Raw genomic sequence first — 21,606 nt, 5'->3', positions numbered from 1 at the left:
GCATTTCTGTTCAAAAGATAATATTCTCTTTCTGCCCTTTTTTATGAATTCCAAAATGAACCCCTCCCGTGACAGTATGTTCCTACAACTATAACATCTTCTGTGTCCATTTTAAGGGGGGCGACTACAGGTCCCCACACAATTCCCACGCAATTCGGGTAACTCTCGATACAGTACCAGGTCCCCACACAATTCCCACACAATTCGGGTAACACTCGGTACAGTACCAGGTCCCCACACAATTCCTACACAATTCGGGTAACACTCGATACAGTACCAGGTCCCCACGCAATTCCCACATAATTCGGGTAACTCTTATCCACTAGAATACTATACAACACTTACTCATCACCTTTGTTGAAGTCGAGCACGGGTGCAACGGGTAAGTGTCTTTTCGGTTTTTTAGGCGTTACTAGTTCATTGACATAGTTTTCAAAGTTCGTTGCGTTAAACAACGTGGAAGGTCGCAGGAATGCGCTGAATTCAGGGCGGTTCAACCATTGCTTGGTCTTTAGATCAATGACACGAATGAAATCTTCTTGTGTATAGCCTTCTTTAATTCGCCCGTTGATGAATTTATGGGTGGCCGCGGATTGGGGTTTGAACTGTTTTCCGGTTTTGTCATTCAAGTACTGAATCACAGAATGTGCGACGTCGAGATTCTTCTCGACAATGGGTTTATTTTTTATATTCTTAAGTTCTTTGGTAATAGGCCGTCCCATAGTGGGATACGCCACCGTCTCAGTGTGAGTTGGCACGGCGTCCAATTGTGGGTTGGCAGTCGACTCATGTTGGGGTGGTGTCGCATCCCATGTTGGGTTAGCCGGTATCTCATTTGGCTTATAGGAAAAAGGTAGCTGTTCATAATCGATTCGATACCATTTCGTATTGTCGATTTTCATCCTATTATGCTTCGAAGTGGAAATCAAATAACCTTTTTGTTCCAAGTCATACGTAATCCGTTTGATCGTATTCAACGACCAAAACGGAAATTCTTCCATCCAGTCGTCGTACGTATTGAACACCCACTTATGACCATCCCGTATATTTTTTGAAATGTTCAAGCGGTAGTGCAGTTGTTGTAGAAATAGCGCAGCGTTTAATCCAACTTTCATGGCCAGTGATGGTAATAATGGGATCGGATCTTCGTTTATTAGTAATTTCATATCATTGCCCCCCTAGAGATCAGTGTGATTGAGTACTCATTTTGTACTTCTTATGCTCTATATAGAGAGTTTTCTTGAAAAGGATACTTGTTTTTTGCGAGTACCAGGTTCCCACGCAATTCGGGTAATTTAATAGGGGAAAGACCATTCCCATATAAATTAAAGAAAAAGCGTCAACTCCAAAGATTCGGTGTTGACGCTTTTTGATGATTAACATATATAAAAATTAGTTATTTAATAATAGCTTGTTTTTTTGGAAATATTTTTTTGTTCAAAAAATATCTTTAGTCTTGGGCAAAAAAATGCCGTAGTTCTCTCCAAATTTAATCGTGATGGGAATACATTCAGGGAGCTTTTGCCGTCCTTTACTTTTCTTCAGACGCTGATTACAAGACTTTAGTAACTAACTGATTGGTAGAAAAACATAATGGCATATCATCCGAAGAAAATCCCAAATTGATTTACGCTGTTGTTGAATTAATCGCATTAATTTCAATCAATGGGAACGTGATCAGCGTGATAAACATTTGATTCCAAATGCCTTTTGGTGAATGGCTAAACACGTGACGTACTTTCAAATGCTGCTTAATCCATTTGAAAAATAATTCGATATATCAACGATTCTTATATGTCTCTAATATCTCACTTTCACTTAAGTCAATCCGGTTTGTGAGTAAGTGGAACGTGGTTCCTTCTTCGTCCACTAATTCTATATATCTACAAATTTCTTTTCGTGTCAATATCGAAACTAAATCATTTCGCTTCAAATGGGGAAGAGTAGATTTATAAACTCTGATGAATTCTACAAGAAACGTCTTTCGAACACGTAAGAGAAATTGAATATTTCTTTCGCGCCAGCCCCCAATTTTTGTCTCTCGCATGTCGTTGAAGTACCCAATAACGTCTACCTAATCGACCAAGTGAATCAGCTAAATCAGCTGTATTTAAATCGATTAATCGACGACTAATTTATGAATAGCTAATAGATGTGAGCTCCAATTCCCTCTGCAATGCTTTTTAGAACGAATTCCTTTAAGTCCTTCTTTTAAGTTAGGGACAAAAGCCTCCTTAAATCCATAGAGTTAACGAAAAAATAGCCAATTAATATTTTGGTCATTGTGGATAGTTCACATAAAGAAATCAATATTATATGCTTTTTTGCCATATAAACTTTAATACAAATACATTAAAGTTTAAATAGGGTAAATATTCACAATAACACGAAAATTATATAGGAGGAATAATAATATGCGTTTCAAAAATAAAGTTGCAATCGTCACAGGATCAGGAAGTGGAATAGGGAAGATGATTGCAAAAAAGCTCGTTTTAGAAGGAGCAAAAGTGGTTGTTACCGATATTGACGAGGCTACATGCAAATCATCAGTAGAAGAATTGAGAGAGTTAGGTGGCGAGGTAACGTCGATTGTTGGGGATGTATCTAATGCAAAGGATGTGCAGAATGTTGTAAATAAGGCAATTCTTCAATTTGATAAGATCGATATTTTAGTAAATAATGCAGGGATCTTAAAAGATGCGAAAATCCACGATATGAAAGAAGAGAGTTGGGACGAAGTTATTGACGTATGTTTGAAAGGTACATTTTTGTTTTCAAAGTACGCTTCACTCTCGATGATGGAACAAAAATACGGGAAGATTGTAAACATTTCTTCACGTGCTCATTTAGGAAATCCTGGCCAAGCAAACTATTCATCGGCTAAAGCAGGTATTGTTGGTTTAACAAAGTCACTCGCAAAAGAGTTAGGTAGAAATAATATAAATGTAAATGCGGTTGCACCGGGGTTGATTGAAACAGCAGCATTACGAAATCATCCGAAATATGAAAAAATCAAAGAATTACAGAAAAAGGATACACCTCTTCAGCGGGTTGGTTTACCCGAAGATGTTGCGAATGCGGTATTATTTCTTGCGTCCGACGATGCTTCATATGTCACAGGAGACTTGTTACATGTAACAGGTGGTAGGTTTGGCTAATCAAGGAGGAGAATTATTATGTTCGATTCAGATGAAACGATTGCAGTAAAAGATGGAATGTGGAGAGATACAGCAAATGGTCCACTATTAATCGGGAGTAGATGTGGAAATTGCGGGGAGTTATTGTTTCCTGAAAAGAAAAACAACTTCTGTCCCAATTGTTATGAAAGCGCTTTAACGGAAGTGGAGCTTAGTAAAGAAGGGGTAATTAAAGCTTTTACGATAATTAATGAAAGACCAACAGGAGAGTTTTATAAGGGGAAAGTTCCATATTGTTATGGAGTAGTAACACTGCCAGAAGGGATTAATATTCTTGCTTTGTTTCAAGATGCGGAATGGGAAAATATGAAGATTGGTCAAAACGCTAAATTAATCATCGAACCATTATACGAAGAAGAAGGTACATCTGTTTTAACTTATAAATTCTCTCCGATATTTGACGGGGAATTAGAAAGAGGGGGGAAAACTATTGAGTGAAGAAGTTTGGGTTGCTGGGATCGGCACAACAAAGTGGGGTGTATCTCAAAATATTGAATCATACGAATTAGGCGCTCAGGCGATTATTGAAGCGATTCGAGATTCCGAATTAGGATGGGATGAAGTTCAAGCTATTTATTGTGGAAGTGTTTATCAAGGAACAGGTTCAGGACATCGTGTAGTCCAAGAGCTTGGTTTTAATGGAGTTCCCATTATTAATGTAGAAAATGCTTGTTCTAGTGGGGCTACCGCTTTTCAACTCGCTTATCAATCTGTGAAATCAGGTGAGTACGATGTTGCGTTGGCATTTGGCTATGAAAAAATGCCACGTGGACCGATACCGAGCACAGCTTTCCCGAAATGGCAACTAGAAATGGGTTTTAATGTCCAACCTGCAAATTATTCATTAGAAACGATTGAATATATGAAAGAATATGGCGCGACTGAAGAAGATTTCGCATTGGTAAGTGTGAAGAATCGTAAAAATGGATCGCTAAATCCAAACGCACGGTTTCAAAAAACAGTGACAATTGAAGAGGTTTTGAACTCTAGAATCATTGCCACGCCTTTAAGATTACTAAATTGCTGTCCTTTAGCTGATGGAGCTACTGCATCTGTTTTAGTAAATAAAAACAGGCTGAAAAATAAAAGAAAAGGGATAGAAGTAGTGTGTTCTGTCTTAACATCAGGTGTTTACGGAGAAGCAATTTATCAATCTGGGATTGTTCCAAGTGTTAAATATTCTCCAGAAGAAGGGTTAGTTGAACTGTCCGCGAGAAAGGCTTATGAGACAAGCGGGTATGGTCCAGGGGATATGGATATTGTACAAGCTTATGACAGTATGAGTCCAGGAGAGTTATGGGATATTGAAAAGTTAGGATTTTGTGAGCGAGGGTTAGCTCCACAATTGCTTAGAGAAGGTTATTTTGATTTAGACGGGAAATTACCTGTCAATACGGATGGAGGCTTACTTTCAAGAGGACATCCATTAGGAGCAACAGGTCTAGCTCAAATCTATGAAGTTGTGCAGCAGCTAAGAGGTTATGCGGGAGAAAGGCAAGTAGATAATCCCAGAATGGGATTAACACATGCGATGGGAGCGGGACCAAATAGTACGATAACCATTCTAAAAAAATAGAAAACGGGGTATTGATGTGAGAGAAGACACTTTGTTTTATGAAGACTTTCAAGTTGGGGATGTTTATTTTTCACCATCCAGAACGGTTACTGAGGCGGATATTGTAAATTTTGCAGGTCTTTCAGGAGATTATAATGCTTTACATACAGATGAAGAGTATGCGAGAGACTCCATATTTGGACAAAGAATAGCCCATGGCATGTTAGGTATGGTCATAGCTTCAGGACTCTTTACAAGAACAGATTTAAACGGAAGAATGAGTCCAACGTTATTAGCATTATTAGGAATTGATTCTTGGAAGTTTATCTCACCGATTAAAATTAATGACACAATTCGCTTGGAAATTGAAATTGCCGATAAAAGAGAGACAAGTCAGGGCGGAAAGGGAATCGTATTTTTTAAGAGGAAAGTAATCAATCAAAACGGTGACCTTCTACAAGAGGGGACTACGCCGATGTTAATTGAAGCTTATCAAAGATAGGAGGAATAAAATGAGTATAACATTAAATGAAGAACAGTTAATGATTAAAAATACTGTTAAAAAGTTTTTGGATAAGGAAATTAGTCCAATGGTTAATGAATACGAGCATGAAGGAAAACCCGTTACAACGGATATTGTACAGAAACTTGTACCATTTGGATTCTTAGGCGGTTTGTTACCAGAGAGTAGCGGAGGCTATGGTTTAAATCATACAACTTATTTTATTATGATAGAAGAGTTGTCAAGAGTTTGGCCATCGTTGAGGGCAACAGTTGGAATTACTAATTCTGTCTTAACGCATATTTATGAATATGGATCGGAAGAACAAAAGAAAAAGTTTATACCGCCATTATTAAAGGGAGAAAAGCTCGGTTTCTTTGCATTGACTGAACCAAATGTAGGATCAGATGCGTCCAGTATACAAACACGGGCAGTGCTCAAAGGAGATAAGTGGGTATTAAATGGATCGAAAATGTTTATTACAAATGGAATAGAGGGAGAAGTTGGAATTGTTATTGCCCAAACAGATAAAGACAAAGGAAATAAAGGAATAGCTTCCTTTATAGTAGAGAAAAGTGAATCGAGTTATTATGCAAGTAAAATAGAGAAAATGGGAACATTGAGTTGTCCTTTTGCAGAATTAACATTTGATAACTGTGAAATTCCAAAAGAAAATTTACTAGGGGAAGTAGGAGACGGCTTAAGACAAGGACTTAAATTTTTGAATAGTGCTAGAGCGATGGTTGCTTTTATTTCAACGGGTATTGCACAAGCGAGTCTAGATGCTTCAATTACTTATGCAAAAGAAAGAGTGCAATTCGGCAAGCCAATCGGTGGTTTTCAACTAATACAAGAAAAAATTAGTAATATGGTCACTTTAACAAATGCAATGCGTTTGCTCGGTTTACAAGCTAGTCATCTATTAGATGAAGGGAAAGAATGTAAGGTAGAATGTTCGATGGCAAAATACTTCTCTACAGAAAATGTCTTAAAAGTCGCAGAAGATGCTTTACAAATTCACGGAGGATATGGTTATACAAAAGAGTTTCCAGTAGAGAGATATTATAGAGATATACGATATTTCACGATTGCTGAAGGAACTAATGAAATACAGAAACTTATTATTGGAAGAGAGCTTTTAGGGATTTCTGCTTTTACTTAAAAGGAAGGAGGGATTTGAATTGCTACCACTTGAAGGAATCAAGGTTTTGGATTTAACTAATTTACTTCCAGGACCTTTTTCAACAATGATCTTTGCAGAGCTAGGTGCAGAAGTTATAAAAGTAGAGAGACCGGGGATAGGGGATGGAGCAAGAGAAGTAGCAGGGTTATTTGAAGCAATTAACAGAGGTAAAAAAAGTATTACACTTGACCTTAAAAATAATGAAGACAAAAAGAAGCTTTCTGCACTAATAGAAGAAAGTGACGTAATGATCGAAGGTTTTAGACCGGGCGTAATGGAGAGATTGGGTTTTCTAAAAGATAAAGTGAAGACAATAAATCCGCGCATCATTTATTGTTCTATTTCGGGCTATGGACAAGAAGGACCGTATAGAAATCTGCCAGGTCACGATATAAATTATTTAGCTGTATCAGGTATTCTTAGTATTAGTGGAGATCCAAAAGGAAAACCAGAGGCAGCAGGTGGTATACAAGTTGCTGATTTAGGTTCTGCTATGTATGCGGTTAATTCTGTTTTGGCTGCTTTATTATTGAGAGAGAAAACAAATGAAGGTACTTATATAGATGTCTCAATGACAGATTGTGCACTCTCTCTAATGGCACCTAGAATTAATGAGTACGTTAATCGTAACAATCCTTCCAAACAAAATTTTATGGGGAGAGGAGCTTATGGTGCCTATAAAACGAAAGATAATAAATATATTGCAATCGGCTGTGTTGAAGAACACTTTTGGCATAAATTATGTGACGTTTTAAATGTAGAAAAGTTGAAGTCGAATAAGAAGTTCGAAGGTTGGCATAATCGAATGGAACATGCAGATGAAATAAATGCTATTTTGAATAAGAAGTTTCTATTAAAGAACCGTTCAGAATGGTTGGAATTAATGATAATAGAGGATATACCGTGCGCTCCTGTTAATTTTATCGAAGAATTATTAGAGGACCCACATTTGGCATATAGAGGCATTATAAAAAAGGACGAAAATAGTGATAACCTTATTATTACGCATCCTGTGAAATTTACAAGTTTCGAAGTGAGAAGTAACTCGGATGTTCCAACAGTAGGAGAGCATAATTCCCTCATTAAAAACCCGCTATAAACTCCCGTTGCAATGGGGGGAACGTATATGATTTTTTAAAAGCGCTTACACTCAATTTCACATGAAAGAAAGGAGCTAAGGAATATGTTTACAGATTTAACAAGACTCGTTCAGCCGACAAATATAGCAATTATTGGTGTTTCGAGTAGGGATGGTTCTCACGGGAAAAACACATATGAAAATATAGTGAAACAATCAAATTTCTCTAAGGAAAATGTCTACTTAGTTAACGATCGATATGATGAGTTATTTAATCGTAGATGTTATAAAAGCATTAGTGAAATTAAAGGTGTTCAAATCGATGTAGCAATTATTTTAGTTAGGGCTAATGCTGTTCCAAGAATTGTCCAAGAGTGCGCAGACCATACGATTCCCTTTGCATTAATTATGAGTTCTGGTTTTAATGAAGTAGGGGAGGAAGGTCAAAAGTTACAAAATGAATTACAAGCTGTTATTAAAAATACGAATATTAGAGTTTATGGACCAAATTGTCCGGGGTTAACCGATTTAAATAGAAGATTAGGAATGACATTCTCTCCGGGATATGTAAATGATACGTTAGGCGGGAGTATTGGATTAGTTACACAAGGCGGTGGGTTAGGGAGAACTGCATTACAAGGACAGAAAAGAGGGATTGGCTTTGGTTACTTCTTTTCGCCAGGAAATGAAATTGACCTAGATTTATCAGATTGCATTTACTATATGATTCATGACCCTAAGATTAAAGTAATTGCTGCCGTTGCAGAGGGGATTAAAGATGGAGAGAAATTTAAAGAAGTAGCGAAACTAGCACTTAAAAAACGTAAACCAATTGTAATTTTAAAGGTAGGGAGAAGTGAACTCGGCAGAAAAGCAGCGCTGTCCCATACAGGTTCATTGGCGGGTTCAGATCAAGTTTTTGATGCTTTATGTAAACAATTCGGAGTCATAAGAGTCAACGATATTGATGAGCTTATAGAAACATCACAACTATTTGTTAGATGTACAATAAAAGAAGATGTAGGTTTAGCAATAGTAACGGGATCTGGAGGAAGTGGTTCCTTGTTGGCAGACTTCTGTGGTTTAAATGGATTAGACCTACCCTCATTTAATACATCGACCATAAAAAAATTAGAAGAAGTCTTACCACCGTTTGCTTCTTATAATAACCCAGTAGATTTAACCGCATCATTTTTAGTAGATGAAAGAATCCATGAAGATAGTATGATCCCAATATTGGAAGATGATAATATTGATATTGTCATTGAGCCAATTAACGCAGACTATGGAAATTCCACTAAAATACTTGCTGAATCACTTGTTAATTTACAGAAGAAAACGGATAAAGTGATTATCCCAATTTGGATGAGTAGTAGAGAAGATGGGGGATATGACATTTTAGAAAAAGGGGGACTAGTTCCTTTCAGAAGTATAAGAAATACGGTGACTGCCTTAACTCACTTCTCAAACTATGGAAACTTTGTAAGTAGTCATGTAGAAGTTGATTTTAATCCTAATCAAAAGGAAGCGCAGAGGAGAAAAGATATAATAGTTAAAAAAAGAGTACTGAACGAATATGATAGTAAAAAATTTATTGGAAAAGTGGGGATTGAAGTTCCAAATGAAGTATTAGCAGTAAGTAAAGGAGCTGCGATAAACGCTGCAGAAAGTATAGGTTTTCCTGTAGCTATGAAGATTGTTTCTGAGCAAATTAAACATAAAACGGAAGTAAAAGGGATTCAGCTTAATATTGAAAATGAAAAAGCTTTAAGTTTAGCCTATGATGAATTAATGGAGAACGTGACTAGATTGGCGCCAAACGCTCATATCGATGGTGTACTAATAGCTGAAATGGTTAAAGGTGGGCAGGAAATGATATTAGGATTAAAATCCGATCCTCAATATGGTCAGTCTATCTTAATAGGAATGGGCGGAGTAAATGCAGAAATTTTAAAGGATATTGCAATTGGAATCTGTCCGATTTCTGAACAATATGCGAAAAGCTTGGTAAATGAATTAGCGTCCACTCCTTTATTAAACGGGTATAGAAATAGTCCGAAGTTAGATGTCGATGCATTGGCGAAAGCAATTAGTGATTTATCTGTACTAGGTATCACAACACCAGAAATTAATGAGCTAGACATCAACCCATTGATTGTAAAAGAAAAAGGTGTCGTTGCGTTAGATGCATTAGTTATCTTGGATTAATTCTTATTGTTGTAAAAAAACGCAAAAAGTATTCAGAATAAATAGTTTCCCGTATAAGCTAAGGTCGGTTCGTTCTCCAATTCTAGCCAGATTTTCAGTTTATTTTATAACTTCATATTGAGATCTAGTGCTAGTGTTGATTAATACAAGGTTTGTTATACAAACAATGATATAGGAGGGAAAATGATGAAAAGAATATTAATTAACATATTAATTGCTGTATCAGTCATATCAATTGTATCTGCTTGTGGGAATACCGATGAGGAAAAAAGTTCTGATAATCAAGATGTTATTAAACTAAGATTCGCTGACTATATGCCAAAGAATCATTTTTCATCTGTCAATGCGCAACAAGTGTGGATAGATAGAGTAGAAGAACTAACGGAAGGCAAAGTGGAAATTGAGTATTATCCCGGTGAACAATTAGGGAAAGCGAGTGACTCACTGGATTTGGTAAATACAGGAGCAGCGGATATTGTTAATGTTCCGCAAGCTTATGTTTCGGGGAAAATGCCACTGTCTAGTGTAGCTTCGCTACCTGGTTTAGTAGATAATATTAGGCAAGGAAGCTTAGCATCTTTTGAACTGATAAATAGTGACCCAGTATTAAATCATGACTTTCTGAAAAATAATGTTGTGCCTATTTTTGGATATACGACGAGCACTTATGAGTTCTGGAGTGTGAAAAAGCCAATCAGTCAAATTGAAGATTTAAAAGGTATGAAAGTTAGATCTCAAGGCGGTTCAGCAAATCTTCAAATAGAAGCATTAGGGGCAACGCCAGTTACAATTTCAACAGCTGAGCAATATGAAGCATTGGAAAGAGGGACAATTGATTCGACTTTATCGGCTACAGCAAGTATCACCTCCTATAAGCTTGATGAAGTCCTAAACTATGCGACATTAGGTGCAGGCGGAGGAACAACTTTAGTTTTTTATTTAATGGATAAAGAGAAGTGGGACTCGATTCCTGAAGACTTGCAGAAGAAAATGCAACAAGCAACAGATGAAGTTTTGGAGGAATTTATAACTGTTTCGATAGAAAATGATGAAGAAATAATAACAGGGTTATCAGAAGAAGGGATTGTAGAGTTCATAGAAATCGACAAAGAAGAATTTGCACATGTTAACGAAGAAGTTCAGGAAAAATGGATTCAAGAAAATGAATCTATATCTTCACAAGAAACGTTAGATCTGTTTAAAGAGTTTTTAAATAAATATTAAGGAAATCCCAGAAAAAAGTGAGGGCCAATTGTAGAATCAAGTTAGCCTTCTAAATTCAAAAAAGTGCCATTATAAAATTTCGTGTATCATTGAAGTTGCGAAACAAACAATGAGAGGAAGTCTTATAATGGCACACACTGAGAATACCATAAAAATAAACACTTAGCTTTTTTGAGTGAAGTCAAATTGCTGCCCTGCATAATACTGAACTTTCTAACCGAGACATTGGAAGACGCTTAGGACGTGCCCACCAAACGAATGCTACTGAGTTGAAGCGTGGTGCGACAACACAACTGAAGAGGGCCGCACATCCTATACAGCCTACTTCGCTGAAACTGGACAGACTGTTACGAACGAAAACGGCTCAACTGTGATGCTAAAAGTAAGCTACTGAATACCGGAGAGTTTATTGATTTTGCCTGTGAACAGATCACAGATCACGATTGGTCTCCCGATGCCTTAGTAGGGTTTGCCGATAATCAATCCGACTGGATAGACAAGCCGATGGTGTCCACCAAATTTGTCGTCCATACTTCCCTTGTGAAAGAGGATCAAACGAGCGTCACAATGGCCTTATTAGACGGTAAATTCCTAAGGGGGGTTCAGATTATTCTGCTGAATCCATCCAACGTATTTATCAGACGCTAAATAACTTACCCCAGGAAGATTCTGGACTACCAACAGCCAGCCGTTCTTTCTAATGAAGAGTTAGCCGAACTGGCGTAGCAACTCTGAAATAAGACCCATATCAAAACCTTTTTAAAAGGGTTCTGGAAAACATTACCATCCATAAATACAATAAAATTTATCTAAGTGGCTAACTTAATATTGCAATATAGGTGAAAAATAAATTACTCACTTTTTATATTTTAGTCGATTTTATAGTTGCCTTTAAATCTATATCATCCAATTAATATTGATTTTTTCTCCAAACGAACGCTTTCCACTATAACCAACAGGGATAATAACAAAATAAAAGGTACACCTTTGAATGATTTTACATACGTCTTCAAGATGAAGTGTATGAATTATGAAACCAACTAATTTAGTAGAAAAATTATTGTGTCAATGATCAAAAACATTGAGGATGAAAAGAAGTAATAAATTTTTATCGTTTTCGAAAAGGAGTTGCATGTATGATGAAAAATAAAATTAGTTTTTTTGAGAAAACTGTAACACTTTTAGAAAGATTTTCAATGTTCTTTGCGGCTTTCATATTATTAACGATGATGACTGTCATTATTGCCGATACGATATTAAGACACTTCTTCAATCATCCGATTTTAGGTGTACTAGAAGTAGTTGAAGGGTTTTTTATGGTCGCTATTGTGTTTTTTGGGATTAGCGATTCATTTAGAGCGGGGGAACATATAAGGGTTGATTTATTAAGTAAAAACTTTAGAGGCAGGTTTAAAAATATAAATGAAATTATTCTTCAGTTAGTAGTCGCATTTTTCTTTATCGTTATCGGATTAAAAGCATATAAGCAAATGACAACCGCACTAAGTTTAAATCAAATGACTATAGGAGCCTTAAGTATACCAATTGCACCAGCATATTTAATTGTTGTGATTGGCTCATTTTTATTTGTCATTCGGTTAATGCTTACTATATTTAGTTTAACTTTTGGAAGAGTAAAGGAGGGGTGATATGGAGATTGTTGGTCTTTTTCTTTTAATTCTTTTCATGTTGCTAGGCATGCCAGTCGCATTTGCACTTTTAACAGCTGGTGCGATTGGTTTGTTTCTTATAGACATTGACTCAGGATTTAGTGTATTAACAACTACCCCATACAGAGCCGTTGCTAACTTTACATTGAGTACAATTCCGCTATTCATTTTAATGGCTGAATTTTTATCAAGATCAGGATTTGCAAAAGATTTATATGACTCTTCCAACAAATGGGTAGGACATTTTCCGGGCGGACTCGGAATCAGTTCGATTTTAACTTGTGCATTGATGGGGACAATGTCAGGATCTACTACGGCAACTGCGGCTGCAATGTCTCGAATCGCAATACCTGAAATGGACAGACATGGATACAACCGTATTATGTCGACAGGTATCATAGCGTTTGGTGGTACGATTGCGGGATTAATTCCACCAAGTATTGGACTGATTATCTATGGTATTCAAACGGAAACTTCTATTGGAAAGTTGTTAATTGCCGGGATTATTCCAGGGGTTTTGCTAACACTATTGCTTTCTCTAGGTATATATCTTAGAGCGAAAACAAATCCAGCGTGGGCCCCGGTAGGTTTCTCATTTAGCTGGAAGGAAAAAATATATTCGTTAAAATATTTATGGGCAGTTATTATAATACTGCTCGTTGTGATTGGCTCAATCTATAGTGGATTTGCGACGGCTACAGAATCTGCCGCACTCGGTGCAGGTGCCTCCGCACTTTTAGGTTTTTTAACAAAAAGGCTAAGCTTGAAGGATTTTTATGAAAGTTTAATTAGCACAATAAGAACGACTACAATGATATTCTCGATTATAATAGGAGCTATGGTTTTTGGTTATTATTTAACAATTACAGGCATGGCTCTAAGTTTTATCACCTTCTTAACAACAATGGATGTTCCGAATATTGGAATATTAATACTCGTTTTATTTGTCTATTTAATATTGGGATTCTTTATGGATGCAATTGCAATTCTATTATTGACATTACCGCTAACTTTTCCAGTAATAATAGAATTAGGCTATGATCCAATCTGGTTTGGGATTTTAGTCATTATGATGGTTGAAATTGGCCTAGTTACACCACCTTTGGGAGTGAATGCTTTTGTTGTAAGCTCCATCTCGAAAGAACCAATTAATAATGTATTTAGAGGTTCTGTTTATATGGTATTAATAGCGCTAATTACTTTAACAATAATCGTTATATTCCCTAATTTAGTGACTTGGCTTCCATCTACGATAAAAGGTATATAAAATCGGTGATTTGAGGGATTTGGAAGTCCTACTATAATAATCTTTTATTGTAGAAGAAGTATCGGTATTGGGTATATGGCGAATTTCCATTAATATCAGTCATACTAACATGTTTCAAAAAATGAGAAGTAGCGAATATAACAGCTTGTGTGAATAGGAAAGCAAGCCTAAGCCGGATAAGCGAAATAACGAGAAAGCAACTCATTCTAAGAATCGTAAACTATAGAACGGCTGGACGTCTAACCTCACCTGATTCGCTCTGAAAAATTATCGATAGGAATAGCAGTGGAGAGTAAAATATTCTAATAGTGTTACAGGGCACTTGCACCCCCTAATCTGCTATAAAACTCATTATTTTATATATAATGGGTTTTATTGTCATTGAGTCCTGTTTATATGATGGAGAGCCTGCAAAATTAATACTTTTGTATTTCTATATTATATTGAAATGTCATAACGAAATCGAATCTTCGATTACACAGGTAACCCAACTAGTCTCCTGATGTGCGACATGATTAACTGATGACTGCTTACGTAGCCAATACTTTATATTATGGACGGCGACCTTTGCCTTTTCATACCATTTAGAAAGTGCTAGTTCGCTGTTTTGATATTCATCGACTTTAGCAGACTAGTATGCTTCTTTCTCTTTCCTTTTCAAATAGATACCTCCCAAAACGTGTTCTATAGGAGGAGTATCTGACGAATGTACTTCTATTAATATGTGTTTACTTTTTGACGCTTACCGCCTTATGACTAGATCGAACGAAGGAATGTAGGCGCATCAACCCAATATATCCTGCAGTCTCTATTTTTTTCCGGGAACTTGAATGATGGAAAAGCCGCTATTACGCGGATAAAGAGAATTGAAGAACGGCTTCGGCTTTCTCATCTGACCTATCATACACTAGATGCCGGCTACGATTTCGAAGCGATTTTCGAGAAGGTGCATCGCATGGGACACCGGTCCAACATCAATTACAATAGGCGCAATGAACCCGACCCTGTTGGCTTTGATTAGCATTTCGCACTGACTTGTTTCCATTAGCAAACGTACCGATACGACAGCTACGACACCAAATATGAAACGCTGAAATAAACGCGACCTCAAGAGTGTGAGATGTGCCCACTCTCAATAGAAGGGATCTTTCAGAAAATGTAAAAGGTCAAAAACAACACAGATCTGCGGAGATATTCGGCATTAGCCCGCGGTTCTCAGGCATGGAAAGAGCTCTTCAAACGCCAGACCGCCGAAGAACGCGTCAACGTTTATTTGAAAAAAATCCAATTAAACAATGTACAATACCGCACAGGAAATCGCGCAAATGTTCATTTCGATTTATTAGTTCTAATGTACAACGCATCTAACGCTCGGATGATAAAATGAACGCAAGGTTACAATTGCTTCAAGCTGTATGATTTCTGTTTTTTGAAATACAACTCGTAAATTCTGTCCTTTTCTGTATTTTTAAAAAGAGCAATTATGAAATTGATTCATTTGTATGGTATTCTTGATGTGCTTATGAAAACTGCGTATATTTTTCGTGAAAACACTTTTTATTTGTTTGAAATGATTAGTCAGCTCCTACAAAAGATTCGATTTTTAAAAATAATAATAATAAATATTAAGTTTTTCGGAGGGAGGATGTTATGTCTAACATGGAGAATAATCAATCTATCTTTAGTAAAACTATTTTAATGCTTTCATCTTTAGCGAAAAAACCTTACTATAAAGAAAATTGGAATAATTTTTATTCGGATGTAAAACCAATTTTAGGAGAAGATCTTTTTTCGGATGTATACACAAGTTTTCAGGATATTGAAAACCTAAAACAAAGAGAACACAATTTAAGCTTTACATCAAGTACTTTAGAACTGATCCAGCAAATAAACCTTGAAATTTCTTCGTTAAAAAAGCTTGAGGAAGTATTAAATATAAGTGCGAAAAGATTAAAAGATGTCTCAAAAGCTCATATTATTTTTTTATTCTTAGTTGATGAAAAAAAGCCTCATAATTATATTATTAAAGCTGTGGCAGGCGCGTCTGCCCAAAATTATATAGGTTATAGATTAGACATTCGTAACTCTGTATTTGAAAAAACAATAGATGATAAAGAAATTTATATTATTGATAAATTCAATGAATCTCCAATAGAATTAGACGTATTTTCAAAGTATATAGCTGAAAATGAAGGAATACAATCTAGCATATATTCCCCAATTCTATTAAATGATCGATGCACTGGAGTGTTAGTTCTATCACGTAAAGTCCCTTATCGTTCAACTAAAGCGCATATTAAAATGTTATCTCAGTATTGCCAACACTTGGCGATTGTCATGGAAAACTCAAGATTATATACAAAAGAATTACAAATTTCAAATTTGAATCAACAAGTCTTATATGCCACTTTGGATGAAGGCTATGCTAACACGGTGCAACGATTAGAAAAGATTATTAACTCTCCAATATTATTAGTTGATGAAAATGGAAATACGATCTACAAGACAGACAGCACTAACCCTTATCCTACATATCAATATATCCTGAAATTCCAAATGGAAATCACTCAACTAATTTTATCCATGTCGTTTGATAGATTACAAAGAAAATCTCAGAGATTACGAAATGGTAAGGTTTTAACAATCTTTCCAATAGTATTAAAGAATAAAAATGTCGGCTTTTTAATTATCCCTCGAGTTTTTGATGATCGGGATGATTTAGACATATTAGCAATTGAACAATTTAAAAATGTTATTGCGCTTAAAATAAACCAGGAAAAGTCTATCACAGAAATGGAACTTAGTTTAAAGAGAGACTATCTTTATGAACTGTTATTGGGACTGGAGTCTGAGGAGAATTTATGTAGAAAAGGGAGGTTCTTGGCGTTTAATTTTGAAGAGCCTCATAAAATTCTTGTACTTAGACTGAACAAACAATCACACGAGATGACAGATTTAGTTATAGAAAAAATAAGAAATAGGATGGACATTGCTTCCGTAGAATTTAATATGATTCACAATAATAAGTTGGTCGTAATATCACGCGAAGAAGATGCAGAAAAATTGTCGGGAAAATTATTGGAATTGCATGATTCTTTATATCCTGATTATCCAGCAACGATTGGGATTAGTAACATTGTAATTACACCTAATGATTACGTGAACGGTTACTGGGAAGCTAAAAAAGCTTGTGAATTTGGTTTACATTTTGATACTACCCAAAAGGAAATACATTTCGATGATTTAGGCATCGTTGGCATGCTACTTCAAGCAGACCACGTAGAAAGAATTAGTAGATTTAAGGAGAAATATTTAAATAAATTGATTCAGTATGATTTAGAAAGCAATACCGATTTGATAAATACGTTGAAAGTATATTTAGAAAATGAATCGGTTATCCAATCATCTGCTAAAGTTTTATTTGTACACTACAATACATTAAGAAATAGAATTAAGCGGATTGAAGAAATTCTTGAATTAGACTTAAATGATGCTCAAACGAAACTGAATTTGAGGATAGCTTTAATTATACATAAGTTAGTCAGTAACTAACTAACTGATCGTGACAACCGCTACTCAAATAACAAGTTTTATCTTAAGTAGGTAATCGAATCGATTTCACAATTGTAAGCGTCAAAAAGGTTCTTTCCATTGTTAGTTGAATTTACTTGATTCAAGTAATAATAATCTATTCCGTAGAAGTTAAAAACTATTTCTGTCATACATGATCCGTTTGATAGTTTTTAACTTATTTATGCTTTCTTCAGCTAATCCATTGTTATATGGAAGTATACACGCATTTTCAACCGCAACTATAATTCATTACATCACAAGCCATACATCGTACATAATCAAATTTCAATCTATACGAAGAATTCATTCATCATCATTCCTATTCCTCACATATCCTATAAAAGCATTGCTGAAAATAGGAAGGGGAATGATGTATGACGAGCGAATTCCATTACGGCGAGTCCCAACCGAACATTCTGTTTTTAATGGTGGACCAGGATCGGTTTCCGCCTGTGTATGAAACGAAGGGGATACAAAAGTGGAGAAGAAAGAATTTAGTAGCGCAAGAATTATTACGAAAAAATGGACTTTCCTTTTTGAATCATTATGCAGCGAGTACGGCTTGCTCTCCTAGCCGGACGTCATTATATACAGGGCACTATCCTTCGTTACATGGGGTTACGCAAACGCCGGGTGCTGCAAAAGGTTCTTTCGACGCGGATTTATTCTGGCTGGATCCGAATACCGTTCCCACTATGGGGGACTATTTCCGAGCTGCTGGCTACAAAACGTTTTGGAAAGGGAAATGGCATGCGTCGGAACCTGATATTCTCATTCCAGGAACAAAAAATTCATTGCCCAGTTATGATCAAAATACAGGAGTGCCTAATAAACGGGATGAAAGGATGTATCGAAAAGCAGACCGTCTGCATGAATACGGTTTTTCTGAGTGGATTGGTCCAGATCCCCATGGTGCGGATCCTAGAAATTCCGCTTCATCTGCAGGCACTGGAACGAGTGGACGCGATGAAGTGTATGCAGCGGATACCGTGAAACTGATTAAACAATTAGATCAAGATAGAACGTGTGATAAGAAGGATACTCCTTGGTTTATTCAATGTTCATTCGTCAATCCGCATGACATCGCATTGTATGGCCTGTTTTCTGCGATTTCTCCCAACTTTAATTTCGAAGTAGATCCCACACTTCCTTACATCCCATCCGCCCCAACTGTTCACGAATCGCTGCGGTCGAAACCGTCTGTACAGGAAAGTTATCGGGTCACGTATCCGAAAGGGCTTCAGCCGATACATGATAATAATTTTTACCGCCAGCTTTATTACAGTCTTCAAAAAGAAGTGGATCACGAACTCCTCAAAGTCCTTACCGCTCTCCAACAGTCTAGTTTTTTGGATAATACGATCATCGTGTTTACTTCGGACCATGGTGAGCAACTAGGTGCACACGGCGGCCTGTATCAGAAATGGTACACGATGTACGAGGAATCCATTCATATTCCTCTCATCATTCATAGTCCAAAACTTTTCGATAAAGCAGAGACTACTGACATGCTAACGAGTCATGTGGATATTCTACCTACTCTTTTAGGATTAGCCGGAATTGACGCCGCGGCTATACAACGGAAACTATCCCGCGATCATACAGAAGCACAGCCTCTCGTCGGAAGGAATCTAACGCCACTCTTTTACGGCCGTGACCATTTCTTCCGAGCAAATGAACCGTTGTATTTCATGACAGAAGATAATGTCTTCAAAGGACTTCACCAAACCAACCCGATTACCGGGCTTGCTTACGAACAGGTGGTCCAACCAAGCTCTATTGAAGCGGTCATTGCCTCATTTCAAACAGGCTGCAACAATGAGTATGAAATTTGGAAATTTGCCCGATACTTCGACAACCCTCAATTTTGGTCGGAACCCGGAGTTAGTGATACCACACTGGTTGAAAAAGATGGGTGCTGGGTGGAAATCGTCAAAACAGAGCCGGTTGGCGATCAATTCGAAATCTACAACCTGGCCGAAGATCCGCTGGAGACGAAGAACTTGGCTGATCCTATACATGCTTCGGAGGAATTGGAAGGGATTGGTTGTAGATTGGAACAGTTGTTGGTGGATCAGCGTTGTGAGAAACGGTTGTAGGGGGTACCACGACGATACAGTACCACGACACAGTACCAGGTCCCCACACAATTCCCACACAATTCGAATCGTTAAACGTACCAGCTCCCACATAATTATTCAATTAAAAGGTAGTAACTCAACATACCGACTAAATTGAACGGGATCAAAAAATACTATATACTTATTTTAGTATTATTGAACTAGTCAGAAGATAACTATATGACTAACTAGAGTAATGTGAAAAATGGAGGTTGTAATATGAATCAAGATATTCTCTTGCGCAATAATGTTAAAGTCACTGGGAAAGGTGACAAGACCATTTTATTTGCGCCTGGTTTCGGATGTGATTTGAATGTGTGGAGCTTGACAGCGCCTTACTTTGAAGACGATTTCCAAGTGGTTTTATTCGATTATGTCGGTTCGGGGCAATCTGATTATCAAGCGTATAGTGCGGAAAAATATCAAGATCTTCATGGGTATGCACAGGACGTACTCGATGTGTGTCATGCTTTGGAGTTGAAGGAAGTGATATTCGTCGGGCATTCTGTCGGGGGTATTATTGGTACGCTGGCGGCTATTCAGCAGCCTGATTTATTTGAACATCTTATATTGATAGGCCCTTCTCCTTATTACTTAAATGAAATACCCGATTATTACGGTGGGTTTGAGAAGGAAGATTTAGAAGGGTTGATTCAGATGATGGATATGAATTATATCGGCTGGGCGAATTATCTAGCGCAAGTCATTATGAAGAACCCCGAAAGACCGGAACTGTCACAGCAATTGGAGAATAACTTCTGCTCGACGGATCCAGAAGTTGCCCATCGTTTTGCGATTGCGACTTTTTTCTCTGATCATCGTGAAGATATAAAGAAGGTACTAGTGCCGTCGCTCATTCTTCAATGTTCCGATGATAGTATTGCACCGGTGGAAGTAGGGCATTATATGCACCGTCACCTCCAGAACAGCACGCTGAAAATTATGGATGCGACAGGGCACTGTCCTCATATGAGTCATCCAGAAGAAACCGTTCAGCTGATAAGCCATTATTTGACTTCTGTATACAAGAGTCTTGTCACAAATGGATAGACAGCTAGATTGTGCGCCGTTCGGTTATTTCACACTTGATGATGCAGGGATGATTTTTGAAGTCAATCAAACGCTGCTTAGTTTACTTGGCTACCAGCTTCATGAGGTACAAGGGAAACACATCAATTTAATATTGCCGAACGCAAGCCGGTCTTTTTACCAGCTGTACTTTTTTCCGATGATTCGATTGCAAAATAAAGTAGAAGAGATGTTTTTTTCATTTAAGTCCAAAGATGGTCAGGAAATATCCGTGCTATTGAACGCATTGCGTCATGAACGTGATGGAAAGGTGTTCAATGACTGTGCATGTCTGCGCATGAAAAATAGAATTGAGTATGAAGAAGTGATTCTGGCGGCAAAAAAAGAAACAGAGACACGCAATTTGCTGAAAGTGAAGCAAATAGCAGAGTTGGAGCGCTTACAGATCGAGTTGGAGTCAAAGCAGAAAAAGTTATTGGCGGTAAATGAGACACTTCTCGAGATGGCCAATACGGATGGACTTACAGGTCTCAGGAACCGCCACTATCTACAAGACTGTCTTTCTTCTTATTTCACGCCACATACCGAACAGTCTTTGACTCTTTCTTTTCTGTTGATCGATATAGACTTTTTTAAAAAAGTCAATGATACATATGGTCATTTGACGGGCGACAGCATATTGCAGAAGTTGGGAAACTTGTTGAGGGAAGAATCCAGAAATGAAGATGTGGCTGCTCGTTACGGGGGAGAAGAATTTGCTGTAGTCCTCCCAGCAACAGGGAAAGTGGAAGCTTTAGAAATAGCGGAGAGAATTCGTTGCCGAGTCGAGAATGCAGACTGGAATACTTATGGTGTTACCGTCAGTATTGGGGTAGCGACCAAAATGCCAGGAGATACAGAGAATTCCTTGCAGTCTAGGGCGGATTGGGCATTGTATAATTCAAAAGATAATGGACGGAATCGGATTACGTTTGGATTGTAGGGTGGGATTGTCGGGTAT

16 protein-coding genes and 1 pseudogene are annotated in these 21,606 nt (G+C 37.2%); 16 read left to right on the top strand and 1 reads right to left on the bottom strand.

Going from position 1 to position 21,606, the window contains the following annotated elements; all coding sequences use genetic code 11:
- Positions 1-341: 341 nt before the first annotated feature.
- Positions 342-1,166 (bottom strand): conserved phage C-terminal domain-containing protein, encoded by an 825-nt coding sequence (locus tag CSV60_RS14065; RefSeq protein WP_099627269.1) that lies wholly within the window; start codon positions 1,164-1,166, stop codon positions 342-344.
- A 1,248-nt stretch (positions 1,167-2,414) separates the two neighbouring features.
- Here CSV60_RS14065 and CSV60_RS14060 point away from each other — a divergent pair.
- The 16 genes and pseudogenes from CSV60_RS14060 (at position 2,415) to CSV60_RS13985 (ending at position 21,588) form a co-directional block, all read left to right on the top strand.
- Positions 2,415-3,158: an SDR family oxidoreductase gene (locus CSV60_RS14060; protein WP_085132780.1), complete on the top strand. Its 744-nt coding sequence runs from the start codon at positions 2,415-2,417 to the stop codon at positions 3,156-3,158.
- Positions 3,159-3,176: 18 nt separating this feature from the next.
- Entirely contained in the window at positions 3,177-3,635 is a 459-nt protein-coding gene (locus CSV60_RS14055) for a Zn-ribbon domain-containing OB-fold protein (protein ID WP_085132781.1), read from the top strand.
- The gene (locus CSV60_RS14050; protein ID WP_085132782.1) at positions 3,628-4,773 is read left to right on the top strand and encodes a thiolase family protein; all 1,146 of its coding nucleotides are present in this window, start codon (positions 3,628-3,630) and stop codon (positions 4,771-4,773) included. The genes CSV60_RS14055 and CSV60_RS14050 overlap by 8 nt, the downstream gene beginning before the upstream one ends.
- A 16-nt stretch (positions 4,774-4,789) precedes the next feature.
- A complete protein-coding gene (locus CSV60_RS14045; protein ID WP_232319153.1) occupies positions 4,790-5,254 on the top strand; it encodes a MaoC/PaaZ C-terminal domain-containing protein in 465 nt (154 codons plus the stop codon).
- A gap of 10 nt (positions 5,255-5,264) precedes the next feature.
- Positions 5,265-6,416 carry an acyl-CoA dehydrogenase family protein gene (locus tag CSV60_RS14040; protein ID WP_085132784.1) on the top strand — a complete coding sequence of 384 codons (1,152 nt, stop codon included), beginning with the start codon at positions 5,265-5,267 and terminating at the stop codon, positions 6,414-6,416.
- A gap of 19 nt (positions 6,417-6,435) precedes the next feature.
- The gene (locus CSV60_RS14035) at positions 6,436-7,536 is read left to right on the top strand and encodes a CaiB/BaiF CoA transferase family protein (protein ID WP_158232323.1); all 1,101 of its coding nucleotides are present in this window, start codon (positions 6,436-6,438) and stop codon (positions 7,534-7,536) included.
- A gap of 84 nt (positions 7,537-7,620) precedes the next feature.
- Positions 7,621-9,723 (top strand): acetate--CoA ligase family protein, encoded by a 2,103-nt coding sequence (locus CSV60_RS14030; RefSeq protein WP_085132786.1) that lies wholly within the window; start codon positions 7,621-7,623, stop codon positions 9,721-9,723.
- 186 nt (positions 9,724-9,909) lie between these two features.
- Positions 9,910-10,947 carry a TRAP transporter substrate-binding protein gene (locus tag CSV60_RS14025; RefSeq protein ID WP_158232324.1) on the top strand — a complete coding sequence of 346 codons (1,038 nt, stop codon included), beginning with the start codon at positions 9,910-9,912 and terminating at the stop codon, positions 10,945-10,947.
- 185 nt (positions 10,948-11,132) lie between these two features.
- Positions 11,133-11,321, top strand: coding sequence for a helix-turn-helix domain-containing protein (locus CSV60_RS16270; RefSeq protein ID WP_085132788.1), 189 nt, complete (start codon positions 11,133-11,135; stop codon positions 11,319-11,321).
- A gap of 762 nt (positions 11,322-12,083) precedes the next feature.
- Complete coding sequence (locus tag CSV60_RS14015) at positions 12,084-12,596, top strand: TRAP transporter small permease (protein ID WP_085132789.1); 513 nt, start codon at positions 12,084-12,086, stop codon at positions 12,594-12,596.
- 1 nt (position 12,597) lies between these two features.
- Positions 12,598-13,884, top strand: a complete 1,287-nt coding sequence (locus CSV60_RS14010; RefSeq protein WP_085132790.1) for a TRAP transporter large permease — start codon at positions 12,598-12,600, stop codon at positions 13,882-13,884.
- A 775-nt stretch (positions 13,885-14,659) separates the two neighbouring features.
- Positions 14,660-15,271 (top strand): annotated as a pseudogene (locus CSV60_RS16075) (IS5/IS1182 family transposase); the annotation flags it as partial.
- A 272-nt stretch (positions 15,272-15,543) separates the two neighbouring features.
- Positions 15,544-17,436 carry a helix-turn-helix domain-containing protein gene (locus CSV60_RS14005; RefSeq protein WP_158232325.1) on the top strand — a complete coding sequence of 631 codons (1,893 nt, stop codon included), beginning with the start codon at positions 15,544-15,546 and terminating at the stop codon, positions 17,434-17,436.
- Between the two features lie 395 nt (positions 17,437-17,831).
- Positions 17,832-19,556, top strand: a complete 1,725-nt coding sequence (locus CSV60_RS13995) for a sulfatase family protein (RefSeq protein WP_099637414.1) — start codon at positions 17,832-17,834, stop codon at positions 19,554-19,556.
- Positions 19,557-19,796: 240 nt separating this feature from the next.
- On the top strand, positions 19,797-20,627 hold the full coding sequence (locus CSV60_RS13990) for an alpha/beta fold hydrolase (protein ID WP_099637413.1): 831 nt from the start codon (positions 19,797-19,799) through the stop codon (positions 20,625-20,627).
- The gene (locus CSV60_RS13985; protein WP_099637412.1) at positions 20,620-21,588 is read left to right on the top strand and encodes a sensor domain-containing diguanylate cyclase; all 969 of its coding nucleotides are present in this window, start codon (positions 20,620-20,622) and stop codon (positions 21,586-21,588) included. The genes CSV60_RS13990 and CSV60_RS13985 overlap by 8 nt, the downstream gene beginning before the upstream one ends.
- The last annotated feature ends 18 nt before the right edge of the window (positions 21,589-21,606 follow it).

The sequence above is a fragment of the Sporosarcina sp. P7 genome, assembly GCF_002743425.1.
Lineage (GTDB): Bacteria > Bacillota > Bacilli > Bacillales_A > Planococcaceae > Sporosarcina.
Note: the sequence above shows the minus strand (reverse complement) of the source record. Positions and strands in the feature narration are given on the sequence as shown.

Coding starts and splice junctions, on each gene's coding strand:
- CSV60_RS14065 (WP_099627269.1), bottom strand. CDS start 1,166: ATGAAATTACTAATAAACGAAGATCCGATCCCATTATTACCATCACTG.
- CSV60_RS14060 (WP_085132780.1), top strand. CDS start 2,415: ATGCGTTTCAAAAATAAAGTTGCAATCGTCACAGGATCAGGAAGTGGA.
- CSV60_RS14055 (WP_085132781.1), top strand. CDS start 3,177: ATGTTCGATTCAGATGAAACGATTGCAGTAAAAGATGGAATGTGGAGA.
- CSV60_RS14040 (WP_085132784.1), top strand. CDS start 5,265: ATGAGTATAACATTAAATGAAGAACAGTTAATGATTAAAAATACTGTT.
- CSV60_RS14030 (WP_085132786.1), top strand. CDS start 7,621: ATGTTTACAGATTTAACAAGACTCGTTCAGCCGACAAATATAGCAATT.
- CSV60_RS14025 (WP_158232324.1), top strand. CDS start 9,910: ATGAAAAGAATATTAATTAACATATTAATTGCTGTATCAGTCATATCA.
- CSV60_RS14015 (WP_085132789.1), top strand. CDS start 12,084: ATGATGAAAAATAAAATTAGTTTTTTTGAGAAAACTGTAACACTTTTA.
- CSV60_RS14010 (WP_085132790.1), top strand. CDS start 12,598: ATGGAGATTGTTGGTCTTTTTCTTTTAATTCTTTTCATGTTGCTAGGC.
- CSV60_RS14005 (WP_158232325.1), top strand. CDS start 15,544: ATGGAGAATAATCAATCTATCTTTAGTAAAACTATTTTAATGCTTTCA.
- CSV60_RS13995 (WP_099637414.1), top strand. CDS start 17,832: ATGACGAGCGAATTCCATTACGGCGAGTCCCAACCGAACATTCTGTTT.
- CSV60_RS13990 (WP_099637413.1), top strand. CDS start 19,797: ATGAATCAAGATATTCTCTTGCGCAATAATGTTAAAGTCACTGGGAAA.
- CSV60_RS13985 (WP_099637412.1), top strand. CDS start 20,620: ATGGATAGACAGCTAGATTGTGCGCCGTTCGGTTATTTCACACTTGAT.